Source organism: Rhodoferax sp., assembly GCF_010365055.1.
Classification (GTDB): Bacteria; Pseudomonadota; Gammaproteobacteria; order Burkholderiales; family Burkholderiaceae_C; genus Rhodoferax.
Genome location: NZ_JAAFHA010000007.1, coordinates 22,216 through 38,640 on the forward strand (window position 1 = coordinate 22,216; position 16,425 = coordinate 38,640).

At 56.7% G+C, this 16,425-nt stretch carries 16 protein-coding genes; all 16 read left to right on the plus strand.

Annotated elements, in window-relative coordinates; genetic code table 11:
* Positions 1–20 precede the first annotated feature (20 nt).
* The 16 genes from GZ093_RS03360 to hflC all read left to right on the plus strand — a co-directional run bounded on the left by GZ093_RS03360 (position 21) and on the right by hflC (position 16,423).
* Positions 21–1,025, plus strand: a complete 1,005-nt coding sequence (locus GZ093_RS03360) for an RluA family pseudouridine synthase (protein WP_296482084.1) — start codon at positions 21–23, stop codon at positions 1,023–1,025.
* A 129-nt stretch (positions 1,026–1,154) separates the two neighbouring features.
* The gene (gene scpB, locus GZ093_RS03365) at positions 1,155–1,847 is read left to right on the plus strand and encodes an SMC-Scp complex subunit ScpB (protein ID WP_296482087.1); all 693 of its coding nucleotides are present in this window, start codon (positions 1,155–1,157) and stop codon (positions 1,845–1,847) included.
* A complete protein-coding gene (locus tag GZ093_RS03370) occupies positions 1,844–3,244 on the plus strand; it encodes a pseudouridine synthase (protein WP_296482095.1) in 1,401 nt (466 codons plus the stop codon). The genes scpB and GZ093_RS03370 overlap by 4 nt, the downstream gene beginning before the upstream one ends.
* Positions 3,245–3,305: 61 nt before the next feature.
* Positions 3,306–3,731 carry a nucleoside-diphosphate kinase gene (gene ndk, locus GZ093_RS03375; protein ID WP_296482098.1) on the plus strand — a complete coding sequence of 142 codons (426 nt, stop codon included), beginning with the start codon at positions 3,306–3,308 and terminating at the stop codon, positions 3,729–3,731.
* A gap of 8 nt (positions 3,732–3,739) precedes the next feature.
* Positions 3,740–4,888: a 23S rRNA (adenine(2503)-C(2))-methyltransferase RlmN gene (rlmN, locus tag GZ093_RS03380; protein WP_296482103.1), complete on the plus strand. Its 1,149-nt coding sequence runs from the start codon at positions 3,740–3,742 to the stop codon at positions 4,886–4,888.
* 3 nt (positions 4,889–4,891) lie between these two features.
* Positions 4,892–5,728 carry a type IV pilus biogenesis/stability protein PilW gene (pilW, locus tag GZ093_RS03385; RefSeq protein ID WP_296482107.1) on the plus strand — a complete coding sequence of 279 codons (837 nt, stop codon included), beginning with the start codon at positions 4,892–4,894 and terminating at the stop codon, positions 5,726–5,728.
* Entirely contained in the window at positions 5,721–6,662 is a 942-nt protein-coding gene (locus tag GZ093_RS03390; RefSeq protein WP_296482109.1) for a helix-turn-helix domain-containing protein, read from the plus strand. Before pilW ends, GZ093_RS03390 begins: the two co-directional genes overlap by 8 nt.
* Positions 6,662–7,936, plus strand: a complete 1,275-nt coding sequence (gene ispG, locus GZ093_RS03395) for a flavodoxin-dependent (E)-4-hydroxy-3-methylbut-2-enyl-diphosphate synthase (protein ID WP_296482110.1) — start codon at positions 6,662–6,664, stop codon at positions 7,934–7,936. Before GZ093_RS03390 ends, ispG begins: the two co-directional genes overlap by 1 nt.
* 8 nt (positions 7,937–7,944) lie before the next feature.
* Positions 7,945–9,258: a histidine--tRNA ligase gene (gene hisS, locus GZ093_RS03400; protein ID WP_296482112.1), complete on the plus strand. Its 1,314-nt coding sequence runs from the start codon at positions 7,945–7,947 to the stop codon at positions 9,256–9,258.
* A gap of 12 nt (positions 9,259–9,270) precedes the next feature.
* Positions 9,271–9,993, plus strand: coding sequence for a tetratricopeptide repeat protein (locus GZ093_RS03405; RefSeq protein WP_296482113.1), 723 nt, complete (start codon positions 9,271–9,273; stop codon positions 9,991–9,993).
* Positions 9,990–11,129 (plus strand): outer membrane protein assembly factor BamB, encoded by a 1,140-nt coding sequence (bamB, locus tag GZ093_RS03410; protein ID WP_296482115.1) that lies wholly within the window; start codon positions 9,990–9,992, stop codon positions 11,127–11,129. The genes GZ093_RS03405 and bamB overlap by 4 nt, the downstream gene beginning before the upstream one ends.
* Before the next feature lie 32 nt (positions 11,130–11,161).
* Positions 11,162–12,505 carry a ribosome biogenesis GTPase Der gene (gene der, locus GZ093_RS03415; protein WP_296482119.1) on the plus strand — a complete coding sequence of 448 codons (1,344 nt, stop codon included), beginning with the start codon at positions 11,162–11,164 and terminating at the stop codon, positions 12,503–12,505.
* 151 nt (positions 12,506–12,656) lie between these two features.
* Entirely contained in the window at positions 12,657–12,923 is a 267-nt protein-coding gene (hfq, locus tag GZ093_RS03420) for an RNA chaperone Hfq (RefSeq protein WP_084795487.1), read from the plus strand.
* Positions 12,901–14,049: a GTPase HflX gene (gene hflX, locus GZ093_RS03425; protein ID WP_296482130.1), complete on the plus strand. Its 1,149-nt coding sequence runs from the start codon at positions 12,901–12,903 to the stop codon at positions 14,047–14,049. The genes hfq and hflX overlap by 23 nt, the downstream gene beginning before the upstream one ends.
* A 70-nt stretch (positions 14,050–14,119) precedes the next feature.
* Positions 14,120–15,514: an FtsH protease activity modulator HflK gene (hflK, locus tag GZ093_RS03430; protein WP_296482133.1), complete on the plus strand. Its 1,395-nt coding sequence runs from the start codon at positions 14,120–14,122 to the stop codon at positions 15,512–15,514.
* Positions 15,515–15,523: 9 nt separating this feature from the next.
* On the plus strand, positions 15,524–16,423 hold the full coding sequence (gene hflC / locus GZ093_RS03435; protein ID WP_296482136.1) for a protease modulator HflC: 900 nt from the start codon (positions 15,524–15,526) through the stop codon (positions 16,421–16,423).
* Positions 16,424–16,425: the final 2 nt, after the last annotated feature.

Here is a 16,425-nt window from a genome sequence, read left to right on the forward strand (position 1 = left end):
GAGGAACAACTTTCTTGAAAATGACCGAATTGATTATATCGGGCGGGCTTGATGACGACGAACCCGAAGACCGGGCCGACTCCGGGCCTGACGTCGAGTTGCGTCAACTGTCTTTTGGTCCAGCCCAACATGGACAGCGGCTTGATCGGGCGCTGGTTGAGTTGGTGCCAGAATTCTCGCGCAGCTACTTGCAGCAATTGATCGACTTGGAGGGCGTCACGCTCAATGGGATCGTGATGACCAAGCCGTCAACGCGGGTCAGGGCGGCAGACGTTGGAATGATTGAATTGCGACCCACGCCCCAAAGTCAGGCGTTCAAGCCAGAAGCCATGGCTTTGAGCGTGGTGTATGAAGATGAGCACCTGCTGGTGATCAACAAGCCGGCGGGTCTGGTGGTTCACCCCGCGCCCGGTAACTGGAGCGGAACACTGCTCAACGGCTTGCTGGCTTACGACGCGAGGGCCATGAACTTGCCGCGCGCCGGGATTGTGCATCGGCTGGACAAAGATACCAGCGGATTAATGGTGGTGGCCCGGACGCGCCCGGTGATGGACGCCTTGATTCGATCCATCGCCGCGCGTGAGGTCAGCCGCCAGTATGTGGCGTTGGCGCATGGGCCCTGGGTGGCTAATCGTCGGATTGAAATCGACGCGCCGATCGGCCGGGATCCGCGCAACCGCTTGCGGATGGCGGCGGTGGATTTGTTCAAAAATCCTGGCAAACTGGCCAGAACCGATGTTGGGCTGCTTCAAAATTGCGATCAGGGATGCTGGGTGCGTTGTACCTTACATACAGGTCGAACTCATCAGATTCGCGTTCATATGGCAATGATCGGCCACCCATTGGTCGCCGATGTGCTGTATGGGGGACGCGTCGTCGCGGGTATGCAACGGCAGGCTCTGCATGCTTGCCGACTGGGTTTTGCCCACCCGGTGACGTTGGAGCCGATGGTTTTTCAGGCCAGCTTGCCCGTGGATTTGGAGCTTGCTTTGGTAAACTGGGGCCTCCGTTACAATCAAACATAATGGTGTGAAAGACCAACGCCCAGGCCAGCCGCCAGGGAATGCGCGGTAGATTTGTCAATCTACCTGCTGCGCCCCATGAATCCTACTAATTTTGCACCTTGAGGGTGCCATTGCCGGAGTCGCAAGACCATGAATACGGTGGCTGCCAAGCGCATCCTGGAAACCGCCCTGATTTGTACGCCCCATCCTTTGCAGTTGCGCGATATGCGCGTGCTGTTTGATGATCGCTTGGGTTTTGACACGCTCAAAGTCTTGCTGCAAGAACTCCAGCAAGACTGGGCTCAGCGCGGGGTTGAACTGGTCAACGTGGCAAGCGGCTGGCGTTTTCAGAGTCGGCCTGAAATGCGCGAGTTTCTCGAGCGGTTGCACCCGGAAAAGCCGCCGCGCTACACCCGCGCCACGCTCGAAACGCTGGCGATCATTGCCTATCGGCAACCGGTAACTCGCGGGGACATCGAAGATGTCAGGGGTGTCACGGTGAATTCTCTGCTCATCAAACAGCTTGAAGACAGGGGCTGGATTGAGGTCATTGGTCATCGGGAAACCATTGGGCGACCCGCACTTTTTGCGACGACCAAACTCTTTCTCGATGATTTGGGGCTTGCATCCCTGGACCAGTTGCCCTTGCTCGATACATCGGAGCAGCGTACGGACGCGATCGCTACGCTCCCGTCGGGTGGCGCTGGCGCGCAATCTGAACTGGATATGCCGCCGCCGCTCGACGAGGGCGTGACTGACGAGGGGCTTGCGCTGCAAGCCATCGCGACGGGCGACCTAAGTGCTGATGGTGAATTATTTTTCTTGAACAGGACAGAACCATGACCGTAGACAACTCTGATGGGCCAACCGAAGCCAACGCGGACGCTTATCAGCAAGCTGATAAGCCGATTGTGGAAACAAATATCACGGCAACAGCCCAGGCGAGCCTTGGGGAGGAGCCCAAGGCAAAACCAGACCCGCAGTCCTCATTTGCGGGTCAACTCAAGCCCATGCCGATGACTGCGGAAATTCGCTTTGAAGATGTGGTGTCCGGGCAGTTTGACGCCGAAGAAGAGGGCGTAGACACCGCTGTTCTAAAGCGGGTGCTGGCACCCTTGGCTGAGACACCCAAGTTGCACAAGGTCTTGGCCCAAGCGGGGATGGGGTCGCGCCTCGAAATGGAACAGCTGATCATGGAAGGGCGCATTACCGTCAACAATGAGCCCGCGCACATCGGGCAACGCATCCAGTTTGGGGATCACGTGAAGGTCAACGGCAAGCCGATCAGGTTTCGAATTGATGCGCCACCGGCACGGGTGATCGCGTACCACAAGCCGGTTGGAGAAGTGGTCACCCATGACGATCCGCAGAATCGCCCGACCGTGTTTCGCCGATTGCCCAAATTGTTTCAGGGCAAGTGGCAATCGGTTGGACGGCTCGATCTCAATACCGAAGGCTTGCTGCTGTTCACCAGTTCGGGGGATTTGGCCAACAACCTGATGCATCCCCGCTTTGGCCTGGAGCGGGAATACGCCGTCAGGGTGTTGGGGGCATTGAACAAGGAAGAGAAGCAACGTTTGCTTGACGGTGTCAAGTTGGACGATGGAGTTGCCCAATTCGGCTCGATTGAAGCGGGCGGCGGCGAGGGCGCCAACTGTTGGTACCGGGTCACAATCGCTGAGGGGCGGAACCGCGAGGTGCGCCGCATGTTTGAAGCAGTTGGGCACGCGGTGAGCCGATTGATCCGAATTCGTTATGGCGCCATGATGCTGCCGCGCGGCCTCAAACGGGGTGCCTGGATGGAGCTCGATGAGGGCGATATCAAGTCACTGATGCAGGCCGCGGGGCCGCGAAGTTCCAGCGTGCAGGGGAATGCGGCGGCTGAGGGCGGCGTCGAGACTTCGCGTCGTGACGGCCCCGAGCAAGTCCCTGGGTCAGGAAACCGGCGCCGGGGCAACCGTGGCAATGGTGCGCGCAGCTCTGGAAACGGCCAACGCACTGCGCCAGCGGGCGGTTCGCCCAGGGGTGGCGCAGGTTTTTCACAGGGTTCGGGGCAGCCTCGGAGTAAACAAGGACAGACCGGGGACCGTCAAGCGGGTGCCAGTCAACCCGATCCAATGAAGACGGCTTTTGGCTATATCGGCGCCGACAGTTTTACCCGGCAACGACAGGATCTGGGGCAACGGGGCGGTGGCAATGGTTCTGGCGGCGGTCAACGTCGCGGTGGACGGGGCCGCTAGGCTAAAATGATCGGCTTTGCCCGGTGGGCACAATCTCCTACTCAAGTTCAGGAAAACAATCATGACTATCGAACGTACGCTTTCCATCATCAAACCGGACGCAGTGGCCAAAAATGTGATTGGTCAAATTTACGCCCGCTTTGAAGCCGCCGGTTTGAAGGTGGTCGCCGCCAAAATGGCGCATTTGTCGGCGCGTGAGGCGCAAGCGTTTTACGCCGTGCATAAAGACCGTCCTTTTTTCAAGGATTTGGTTGACTTCATGATCTCAGGCCCGGTCATGATTCAGGCGCTTGAAGGCGAGAACGCTGTGCTGAAGAACCGTGACCTGATGGGTGCGACTGACCCTAAGAAGGCGGCCCCTGGCACCATTCGCGCAGATTTTGCCGACAGCATTGATGCGAATGCGGTGCATGGCTCTGATGCCGCTGAAACCGCCGCCGTGGAAATCGCGTTCTTCTTTCCCGGCATGAATGTTTACAGCCGGTAAATCAGTCAATGACGGCCAATCTGCTTGATTACGACCTTGATGGGTTGGCTGTTTTTTGCGAACGGCTGGGTGAGAAGCGCTACCGCGCCGTCCAGTTGTTTCGCTGGATTCATCAAAAAGGTGCCTCCAACTTTGATGATATGAGCGATCTTGCCAAGTCCTTGCGCGAGAAGCTGAAAGTCTGCGCTCAGGTGAAGGCGCCAAATATCATTTCCCAGCACATCTCGTCAGACGGCACGATCAAATGGTTGTTCGACGTCGGTGGCGGCGATGCAGTTGAGGCCGTTTTTATTCCTGAAGAAGATCGCGGCACGCTGTGCATTTCGTCGCAGGCCGGGTGTGCCATGGGCTGCCGCTTTTGCTCTACAGGACACCAGGGCTTTAGCCGGAACCTTAAGACCGGTGAAATCATTGCGCAACTCTGGTTTGCGGAGCATTATTTGCGCAAGCACTTGCAGCGCGATGATCGGGTCATCTCCAACGTTGTCATGATGGGGATGGGTGAACCCCTGCAGAATTACTCTGAGTTGGTGCCGGCATTGCGCGCCATGCTCGATGATCATGGCTATGGTCTGTCCCGTCGGCGGGTGACAGTTTCCACTTCGGGTGTGGTCCCGATGATGGATCGTTTAGCCCAGGACTGTCCGGTCGCACTGGCCGTGTCCCTGCACGCGCCCAATGATCTGTTGCGCGACGACTTGGTGCCGCTCAACAAGAAATACTCGCTGGCCGAGTTGTTGAATGCCTGCAATCGTTATCTCGCTCACGCGCCGCGCGACTTCATTACCTTTGAATATTGCATGTTGCAGGAGGTGAACGACCTGCCAGAACATGCCCAGCAGTTGGTAAGACTGGTTCACCATTATTCAAGCGGTGGTGTTTGGTGCAAGTTCAATTTGATTCCCTTTAACCCGTTCCCTGCCTCTGGGTTAACGCGATCGACACCGCAGCGCATTCTGGCCTTTGCCAAAATTTTGAGCGACGCAGGTATCGTGACCACCATACGCAAGACGCGCGGCGATGACATAGACGCTGCATGCGGACAACTGGCCGGTGAAGTGAAAGACCGTACCCGTGTCGGCGAGCGTATTGCGCGACAACGCACCTTCATGCTCAAGCCGGTGTCAGAATTTAGCAATCAGGTCAAGGAGAACTGAAGCGTGTCAATGAATAATTCAGGATGGGTTCAAATTGGCAAGCGCCTGTTCTACGCTTGTTTGCTTGTCACTGGGTTGGCCAGTATTTCGGGCTGCGCTTCAAAAATGGCGGGTGTTGGCCCAACAGGCAGTGGGGTCGAGATGATGACTGCTTCGGATGAGCCGGACGCCCGCAGGCGCGCTCGTATTCGGCTGGAACTTGCGGTCGGCTATTTTGAACAGGGTCAAACAACGATCGCACTCGATGAACTGAAACAGTCCATCACCGCGGATCCGACTTTCGGTGAAGCCTACAACTTGCGTGGTCTGATCTACATGAGGCTTAATGATTTCCGGTTTGCAGAGGAGAGTTTCAGGAAGGCGCTAAGTATCAATCCACAGAATTCAAATGTCGTGCATAACCTCGGTTGGTTGTTATGCCAGCAGGCGAGATACCCTGAATCGATGCTTATGTTTTCGCAGGCGCTTTCAAATCCGCAATATGGGGAGCGAGCCAAGACCTTGATGGCGCAAGGCTTGTGTCAGATCGGGGCAGGGCAGACCGCCGACGCAGAGCTTAGCCTTTTGAAGTCCTATGAGTTTGATGCGGGCAACCCGATTACGGCTTACAACTTGGCCAAATTGCTGTTTCAGCGCGGTGATTTTGTTCGTGCTCAGTTCTACGTGCGACGTCTCAACAACAGTGAATTGGCCAATGCGGAGTCACTGTGGCTGGGGGTCAAGGTAGAGCAACGCATGAACAATCGCGACGCCATGCTGCAACTTGGTACGCAACTACAGAAACGTTTTCCGCAGTCTCGTGAAGCGTCTTCCTATCAGCGGAGTGCCTTTGATGAGTGAGAGTGTTTTGCCTGTCACTGAAGATGCGATCGATGCCCCTGATGCATTCGTGCCAGTGTCGGCTGGTGCGATGCTACGAACGGCGCGCGAGGCGCAAGGCTTGCACATTGGTGCATTGGCTGTTGCTCTCAAGGTTCCGGTGGGCAAACTTGAAGCCCTTGAAGCTGACCGCCTTGATTTGTTGCCAGATATCGTCTTTGTCCGCGCCTTGGCAGCCAGCATTTGTCGCACATTGCACGTTGATGCGGCACCGATCCTGGAAAAACTGCCACGGTCGGCGGCGCCGCTACTTAAAACCGATGAGTCTGGAATCAATACACCATTCCGTCCTTCGAGTGATGGCCTGGGCTTGCCGTTTTGGCATCAACTCTCTAAGCCATTTGTTCTTGCCGTGCTGGCGTTATTGATGGGCATCGCGGCACTTGTTTTGTTTCCTTTTATCCCTCGCACCGAAGTCGCTGGTGCGCTGCAATCCACGACGGCTGTCACGACTGTGCGATTTTCAACGCCAGATTCACCGCCCACTGAAGAGGCGATGCCCGCTGACGCTGCCGCATCAGGTCTGGCAGACAGTTTGATTCCATCCGGCTCGGAATCTCCGTCGGCCCCGATTCCAGACATCGCTGCGCCTTCCGATCCATCGCCAGTATCTGCTACCCCGCTGTCGACCGACATCGTACCAGGCTCGGGTGCAAAAACTGGCCTGCTTATCTTCACGGCTCGAGGTTCCTCATGGATAGAGGTGATTGATGCCAGCGGGGTCGTTCAGGTGCGCCAGACGCTGAGTGATCGCGAAGTAGTTGGTGCTTCCGGGGCTTTGCCGTTGTCGGTGGTGGTTGGTCGGGCTGATGCCACCGACGTTCAAGTGCGCGGCAAGTCTTTTGATTTGACGGCCATTGCAAAAAATAATGTCGCTCGTTTTGAGGTGAAGTAGTGCAATTTAAATTACCCATTGAATCTGCCGCACCCAAAGCGCGGCAATCCCGTCAGGCGAGGGTCGTCTGGAATTCACGGGTGATCACCGTCGGCGGTGACGCTCCAGTGCGGATTCAATCCATGACCAACACCGACACCGTCGATGTCATTGGCACAGCGATTCAGGTCAAGGAGTTGGTGCGCGCCGGTTCTGAAATGGTCCGTCTGACTGTCAATACGCCCGAAGCAGCGCAGGCCGTGCCGCACATTCGCGAGCAACTTGACCGCATGGAAATTGATGTTCCCCTGATTGGCGATTTTCATTACAACGGCCACCGACTGCTGACTGACTATCCAGCCTGCGCGCAGGCCTTGTCCAAGTACCGGATCAACCCAGGCAACGTCGGCAAGGGCGACAAGCGCGACAGGCAATTTGGGCTAATGATAGAAGCAGCGATGCGCTGGGACAAGCCGATTCGTATCGGCGTGAACTGGGGTAGCCTGGATCAGGAGTTGCTGGCGAGCCTGATGGACGAGAACAGTCGTCGTCCCGAGCCCTGGGGTGCCAAGCCGGTGATGTATGAAGCCTTGATTACGTCCGCGGTCGAGTCGGCCCGACATGCCGTCAACATGGGCATGGATGCAAGCCAGATCATCCTGTCGTGCAAGGTCAGTGGGGTACAGGATCTGATTTCCGTTTACCGTGAACTGGCCAAACGCTGCGACTACCCGCTTCATTTGGGTTTGACCGAAGCTGGCATGGGCACCAAAGGTGCCGTGGCCTCTGCCACCGCGCTTTCCATTTTATTGCAGGAGGGCATCGGCGACACCATTCGCGTGTCCTTGACGCCGCAGCCGGGCGAATCCCGAACGCAGGAAGTCGTGATTGCGGCTGAGATTTTGCAGGCGCTGGAGCTCCGGTCATTTGTCCCCAGTGTCACGGCCTGTCCTGGTTGTGGCCGCACCACCAGCACGACGTTTCAGGAACTCACACAGCAGATTGAAGGCTATCTGCGGGCCCAAATGCCCGTCTGGCGTGACAAATATCCGGGCGTGGAAAAGCTCAAGGTGGCGGTCATGGGTTGTATCGTGAATGGACCGGGGGAAAGCAAGCAAGCCGACATTGGCATCAGTTTGCCCGGTACGGGGGAAGCCCCTGCCGCGCCGGTCTTCATTGATGGAGAAAAGCGCCTGACCTTGCGCGGCGACGCTATTGCCCAAGAATTTCAACAGATAGTTGAGACCTATGTTGAAAAGCGATTTGGTGTGCAAACCGCAACTGAATCGTCTTGATTGAACCCATGAGTAATAAAGAGATTACAGCGAAATCAGAGAAGTTGACGGCCATCAAGGGCATGAACGATGTGTTGCCACCAGATTCTGCTGCTGTCGAGTGGCTGGAAGCCAAGGTGCGGGCCTTGATGGCGTGCTACGCGTACCGCAACATTCGCACGCCCATTGTGGAGCGCACGCCACTGTTCATTCGCGGCTTGGGTGAAGTCACTGATATCGTCGAAAAAGAGATGTATTCCTTCGAGGACAGTCTCAATGGGGATCTGTTGACGCTACGACCTGAAGCAACTGCCGGTGTGGTGCGTGCAGTGGTGGAGCATTCCATGCTTTACGACGGCGGAAAGCGGCTGTATTACATCGGCCCGATGTTTCGCCATGAGCGACCCCAACGTGGTCGCTATCGGCAGTTTGATCAAATTGGCGCCGAGGCTCTTGGGTTCTCTGGCCCCGAGGTGGATGCAGAACTAATTTTGCTGGCCGTGGCGCTGTGGAGGGATTTGGGTTTGATAGACGTTCAACTCGAACTCAACAGTCTGGGTCAGCCGCACGAGCGCCTTGCGCACCGGCAAGCGTTGATTGACCACTTTGAGCGCCACGCGGATGTGCTCGATGAAGATGCCAGGCGCCGCCTCTACAGCAACCCGCTTCGGATTCTCGACACGAAAAACCCGGCCATGCAAGCCGTGGTCGAGTCGGCACCCAGCCCGCTTGACTTCTTGGGCGAGGCGTCACTCGCCCACTTCAATACATTGAAGACCATTTTGGATGCCAACGGCGTTGCCTACATTGTCAATCCACGCCTGGTTCGCGGCATGGATTACTACAACCTCACGGTATTCGAATTCACGACCGATCGCCTGGGTTCCCAGGGAACGGTATGTGCCGGTGGTCGCTATGACTATTTGATCGAGCAACTGGGCGGCAAGCCTGCACCGGCGGTCGGCTGGGCTCTAGGCGTTGATCGGGTGCTTGAGCTAATCCGGGAACAGGGCTTGGGCTGTGTCCTGCCACCGCTCGATGCCTATGCCATCGTGCCTGATGTTGAGGCTCTGCCTGTGGTACTGCGGACACTGCAAACGCTGCGGACGGCAGGAGTCAGCGTTCAGATGCACACCAGCTCGGGTGACGGGATGGGCAGCATGAAATCCCAATTCAAGCGCGCTGATGGCAGTGGCGCGCGGTTTGCACTTATTTTTGGTGCCGATGAAATGGCCAAGAACCTGGTCACAGTTAAATCACTGCGTGATGGCAGTGGCGCGCAAGTCAGCCAATCGTTGACAGACGTGCTGGGCTGGTCATCCACCCTACAATCACAGGCTTAACCAAAATATCTCATGGCAAAACAATTAGATCTCGAAGAACAAGAGCAACTTGATGAACTCAAGCATTTTTGGAAGTCCTACGGTAATGCGATTACCTGGGCTCTGATTGTGGTGTTGGGCGCGTTTGCCAGCTGGAATTTCTACCAGTATTGGCAGCGCAGTCAGGCCACGCAGGCAGCTGCCATGTTTGACGAAGTCGAGCGTGTCGTGACGGCGGCAGATGCCGCAAAAATTGACCGGGCTTTTGCGGACATGAAAGACCGCTTTGCAGCAACCACTTATGCGCATCAAGCCGGGCTTCTGGTCGCCAAGCATTATTACGATGTGGGCAATGTGGATGCGGCCAAGTCGGCATTGACTTGGGTCGTGGACAAGAGTTCGGATCCCGGCTATCAAGCCGTTGCAAAGTTGCGACTCGCCGGCTTGTTGATGGACTCAAAAGCTTTTGACGAGGCATTGACACAACTGAGTGGATCTTTCCCGGCCAGCTTCGAAGCACTGGTGGCAGATCGCAAAGGTGACATCCTGTTGCTGCAAGGCAAGAAGCAAGAGGCGATTGCGGAATACGAAAAGGCGTTCAAGAGTTTTGATCAGCGTACCGAGTACCGGCGCTTGGTGGAAGTCAAATTGAACTCGCTCGGGGTTGATCCTTTCGCGGGCAGTCCTGCAGCGGGGTCGACAAATGCTGACGCTGGGCCTGTGGCTAACGCACCGATATCGGAAGGGACAAAGTGAAGTTTGATGTTCTATTGACTGCGGCCGCCAAGTTCGCCGCATGCACAGTCATGGTGGGTTCACTCATCGGTTGTTCAAGCACGCCAGATAAACCCAAACCAGCCGAGTTGGCGCCCAACGCGGGTCTGTTGGGCGTACGCCTGGCATGGACCTCGAAAGTGGGGGTCGTCGACTTCCCGCTGGATGTCAAAGTTGACGACGGCGCCGTGGCGGTGGCCAGTTCGGATGGCGTTGTGGCCTCATTCGACGCTCGCACGGGCGCAGACCTATGGCGCACGAATATCGGTAGCCAAATCGCAGCGGGCGTGGGAAGCGATGGCAAATTTGCCGCCGTGGTGACGCGTGGAAACGAGTTGGTCACGTTGGATGGTGGACGTGAGATTTGGCGTCAAAAGCTATCGGCCCAAGGCTTTACGGCACCGCTGGTGGCGGGCGGGCGCGTCTTTATTTTGGCCGCTGATCGTTCGATTACGGCTTTTGATGGTCTGTCGGGGCGCAAACTCTGGGTTCAGCAACGCCCCAGCGAGTCCTTGGTGCTGCGTCAAGCAGGTGTCTTGCTGGCCGTGGGCGATACGCTGGTGGCTGGCTTGTCGGGACGACTGGTCGGTATCAGTCCCGCGAATGGCGCCATTCTGTGGGAAGCCCCCATTGCCTCACCGCGCGGCACCAACGATATTGAGAGGTTGGTAGATTTGGTGGGACGTGTCAGTCGCGATGGCGATGTGGTTTGCGCGCGTGCCTTCCAGGCGGCAGTTGGATGTGTCAATGCATCACGTGGCACCTTGGTTTGGACCAAGCCAGCGTTGGGTCATGTGGGCATTCATGGGGATGACAAACAAGTCTACGGCGTTGAAAGTGACGGCAAAGTCATGGCGTGGCGACGTATCGACGGTGAGCGTGTCTGGGTGTCTGAACGTCTGCGCTATCGCAGTCTGACGGCCCCGCTGGTTGTGGGGCGTTCGGTTGCTGTGGGCGACGATGCGGGCCTTGTTCATTTGCTCTCCCGTGAAGACGGCTCTGCCCTGACGCGCGTCGCGACCGATGGTTCAGCCGTGGTTGCTGCACCGGTGCTGGCTGCGGGCACGCTAGTCGTCGTCACTCGCAGTGGTGGCGTTTTCGGTTTTGTGCCTGAGTGACTGGGTAGTTAGTAGCGGTCGGATTCCATAAAATGAAACCTGTATTGGCCCTGGTCGGCCGCCCCAATGTGGGCAAATCGACCCTGTTTAACCGGCTGACCAAGTCGCGGGACGCCATCGTGGCGGATTTCGCCGGACTGACGCGTGACCGTCATTACGGGAACGCGAAGCAGGGCAAGCACGAGTTCATTGTCATCGACACCGGTGGTTTCGAGCCCGATGCTGCCAGCGGCATCTTTAAGGAAATGGCAAAGCAGACAACGCAGGCCGTGGCCGAAGCCGATGTGGTGATTTTTGTTGTGGATGCGCGGGAAGGTATTTCGGCGCAAGACCATGAGATCGCCAAGTATCTTCGCCGCCTTGGCAAGCCCTGTGTGCTGGCGGCCAACAAGGCCGAGGGCCTGCTGGCAGGCGCCCAGTTGGTTGAATTCTTTGAGTTGGGTCTTGGTGAGGTCCATGCGGTCTCTGCGGCGCACGGCCAGGGTATTCGCACGCTGGTGGATTTGGCCCTGGCGCCGCTTCATTTGGAAGAAGTGGACGACGCTGATGAGCAACACGACCCTGGTGTCATCAAGTTGGCCGTGGCCGGTCGCCCCAATGTCGGCAAGTCAACCTTGATCAATACCTGGCTGGGCGAAGAGCGCCTGGTGGCATTTGATTTGCCAGGGACAACGCGGGATGCGATTTCTGTGCCCTTTGAGCGCAATGGCCAAAAGTTTGAACTGGTGGATACCGCCGGCCTGCGGCGTCGGGGGAAAGTATTCGAGGCCATTGAGAAATTCTCGGTCGTCAAAACCCTGCAAGCCATTGAGTCATCCAACGTTGTATTGTTGTTAATTGATGCCACGCAGGGCGTGACAGATCAGGACGCTCATATTGCCGGCTACATTCTTGAAAATGGCCGGGCAGTGGTGCTCGCGGTGAATAAATGGGATGCAGTGGATGAATACCAGCGCGAACTTGTCAAACGCTCAATTGAGACCCGTTTGCCGTTCTTGAAATTTGCCACCATGCACTTGATATCGGCCACAAAAAGGCAAGGGCTGGGGCCGCTTTGGGCGTCTATTGCACAAGCCTATAAGGCGGCCAACTGCAAAATGTCGACACCGATATTGACGCGTCTGTTGTTGGAGGCGGTTCAGTTTCAAAGCCCCAAACGTTCAGGCATGTTTCGCCCGAAGCTGCGCTACGCCCACCAGGGCGGCATGAACCCGCCGGTGATTATCATTCATGGTAATTCGCTGGAGCATGTGACCGATGCCTATAAGCGTTTTCTGGAAGGACGTTTCCGCAAAGAATTTGACCTGGTCGGCACACCGATGCGCATCGAGTTCAAATCATCAAGCAATCCCTACGCAGACAGAGCCTCCGCTTAAATACTGGCAGGTCGGGCTGTCTTTCTACGAACCCAGATTCGGTCTTCGTCTGCTCGCGGAGCAGACAAGCGGAGCCCAATTCATTGTGGGTTTATGGTTTTCCGTCCAGCGGTAGCGACTTGCTGTGTTATCGTCAATACTTCTTTAATTTTTGAACACGGAGAATATCGTGAGCAACAAAGGTCAGTTACTCCAGGACCCTTTTCTCAATGCATTGCGTCGAGAACATGTACCTGTTTCCATCTATCTGGTCAACGGAATCAAGCTGCAAGGTCAGATTGAATCTTTTGACCAGTATGTCGTGTTGCTGCGCAACACGGTCACGCAAATGGTTTACAAACACGCGATTTCCACCATCGTGCCGGGGCGTGCTGTGAATTTCTCAACCGGTGAGGGTGACGAACCTGCAGCCGCCTGATCGTCAGTCTGCCCCGACCCTGCTGGTCGGGGTCGATTTCGGACACCCCAATTTTGATTCTGAGCTCGCCGAGCTGGGCTTGCTGGCGCAGACGGCAGGACTGAACCCGGTCGCCCGGATCACCTGCAAACGCAAAGCGCCCGATGCTGCCTTGTTTGTGGGCAGTGGCAAAGCCGACGAAATCAAATTGCTGGCCACCCAGTCTGGCTCGGTTGAGGTGCTTTTTGACCAGAGTCTGAGCCCGGCGCAGCAGCGCAACCTCGAACGTCATCTTGAGCTGCCGGTGAACGATCGCACGCTGCTGATTCTTGAGATATTTGGCCAGAGGGCGCGCAGTCACGAAGGTAAGCTTCAGGTCGAATTGGCACGAATGCAATACCTGAGCACACGCTTGGTGCGCCGCTGGTCGCATCTTGAACGTCAGAGCGGCGGCATTGGCATGCGCGGTGGGCCCGGTGAGAGTCAGATCGAACTGGATCGCCGGATGATTGGCGACAACATCAAGAAGATCAAAGAGCGTTTGCTCAAGGTCAAGAAACAGCGGCAGACGCAAAGGCGGCAGCGCGAGCGCCGTGATGCCTTCAACATTTCCCTGGTCGGGTACACCAACGCCGGAAAGTCCACACTGTTCAATGCCTTGGTCAAGGCCAGGGCGTACACGGCAGATCAGCTGTTTGCGACCCTTGATACCACCACGCGTCAGTTGTATCTGGGTGAGGCCGGACGTTCAGTGTCGCTGTCAGACACCGTGGGGTTCATCAGGGACCTGCCGCACGGTCTGATTGATGCATTTCAGGCGACACTACAAGAGGCGGTCGATGCTGACTTGCTGCTGCATGTGGTCGATGCCGCCAGTCCTCAATTTCTGGAGCAAATAGCCGAGGTGCAGCGTGTGCTGGGTGAAATTGGCGCAGCTGATATTCCGCAGATATTGGTTTTCAACAAGCTTGACGCCATTGACCCGGCACAGCGTCCATGGCAGCTGGAAGATATTTTTGATTTGAACGGGGTGCCAACGCCGCGTGTATTTTTGAGTGCCAAAAATGGTGAGGGTGTTGCCACGCTGCGCCAGCAGCTGGCGCGCACGGCGAGCATGGGCGCCTTGCCGGAAACCGGTGCTGCGTAATTCCCTGAATGTCATGAGGTGGCCGGTGAATTGGTCACAATGGGTTAACGATACTCGAGAGAACTTTGAGATGAAACTTCATTCACACACCTTGCGCTGGGCCCTTTGGCCTGAGCGAATTCGGGGGATGTTTAATCTGAATGACCCCAGATGGGGGCGCGGTGATGACAAACCGACGGACGCGGGCGACCCCGGCGCCGAGCCAGAACGCCAAGACACCAAAGCACCCGATACGCCTCCCAGAAATGACAACCAGCGCGGTCAGAAGCGCGGCCCTAACCAGGGCCCGCCAGACCTCGACGAGTTGTGGCGCGATTTCAATCGTAAATTGGGCGGCTTGTTTGGCAATGTGAAAAACCCGATCCGTGGCGGTGCGGGTGGCGGCATGGGGGGCAATGGCTCCGGTGGCGGTTTTCAGCCTGACATGAAGAGCGCCGGGATAGGCGTTGGCTTGATTGTTGGCGTGGTACTGCTGATCTGGCTGGGAACCGGCTTCTTCATTGTGCAAGAAGGTCAGCAAGCGGTGATCACCCAGTTTGGCAAATACCGATCTTCGGTAGGCGCCGGCTTTAATTGGCGTCTGCCTTACCCGATTCAACGGCATGAACTGGTTTTTGTGACCCAGATTCGCTCGGTGGATGTCGGGCGCGACACGATCATCAAGGCCACCGGCCTGCGAGAGTCTGCGATGTTGACCCAAGATGAAAACATTGTCGAAATCAAATTTGCAGTCCAGTACCGACTCAATGATGCACGCGCCTTCCTGTTTGAAAGCAAGGATCCGACTGCAGCCGTGGTCCAGGCAGCGGAGACTTCGGTGCGTGAAGTGGTTGGCAAAATGCGCATGGACAGTGCCTTGTCTGAAGAGCGCGACCAGATCGCGCCGCGCGTGCGCGCCATGATGCAGAATATTCTCGACCGGTATAAGGTCGGCATTGAAGTAGTTGGCATCAACTTGCAGCAAGGGGGTGTACGTCCACCTGAGCAGGTGCAGGCCGCTTTTGATGATGTGCTCAAAGCCGGCCAAGAGCGCGAACGGGCCAAGAATGAAGCCCAAGCTTATGCCAACGACGTGGTGCCACGGGCCATCGGTTCTGCCTCACGACTGAAGGAGGAGGCGGATGCATACAAGGCAAGAATTGTGGCGCAGGCACAAGGTGACGCGCAGCGTTTCCGCTCAGTCCTGACGGAGTATCAAAAAGCACCACAGGTCACACGCGACCGCATGTATGTGGACACCATGCAGCAGATATACAGCAGCGTCACCAAGGTCATGATTGACTCGCGACAGGGTTCCAACTTGCTGTACCTGCCACTCGACAAGATCGTCCAGATGACGGGGCAGGGCGCCGATGCAGCTGTGTCGGCGGTGCCTGTGACCGTACCAGGGAACTCGTCAGCCGTTCCTACCCTTGATGCGCGTGCCCGGGATGCTGCCCGTTCCCGTGAACGTGATACCCGCTAGGAGCTCCGCATGAACAGACTAGGCCTTATTTTTTCCACTTTTCTGGTGGCGCTGGCGCTTGCCAGTTCGATGCTGTTTGTTGTGGATCAGCGGCAGTTCGGTATCTTGTACGCCTTGGGGCAGATCAAGGAAGTCATTACCGAGCCGGGTCTTAACTTCAAGCTGCCGCCACCCTTTCAAAATGTTTCGTACATTGACAAGCGCTTGTTGACCCTGGACAGCACCGACAACGAACCTATGCTGACGGCGGAGAAGCAGCGCGTTGTGATTGATTGGTATGTGCGCTGGCGCATTTCAGAGCCGACTGAATACATCCGAAATGTTGGCACGAACGAATCGGCTGGCGCCAGTCAGCTTAATCGTGTCGTGCGCAATGCCTTTCAGGAAGAAATCAACAAACGCACTGTGAAGGAATTGCTGTCAGACAAGCGCGAGGCATTGATGACAGATGTCAAGAGCCAGGTGCTCGCTGAGGTGCGTGGTGCCAAACCCTGGGGTGTGGATGTGATCGATGTGCGCATCACACGTGTCGACTACGTTGATGCGATTACCGAATCAGTTTACCGGCGCATGGAAGCCGAGCGTAAACGGGTGGCCAATGAATTGCGTTCAACCGGCGCGGCCGAGGGTGAAAAGATTCGCGCCGACGCCGATCGTCAGCGCGAAATCACGGTGGCCAACGCTTATCGTGACGCGCAGAAGATCAAGGGCGAGGGCGATGCCGAGGCTGCCGGCGTCTACGCAGAATCGTTTGGGCGCGATCCGCAGTTTGCGAAGTTCTATCGCAGTCTGGATGCCTACAAAGCGAGTTTCAACAAGAAGAGCGATGTGATGGTGGTCGACCCTGCCAGCTCTGAGTTTTTCAAAGACTTCCGTGGCAATGCCGCCCCCGCAGCAGGCAAGAAGTGAGA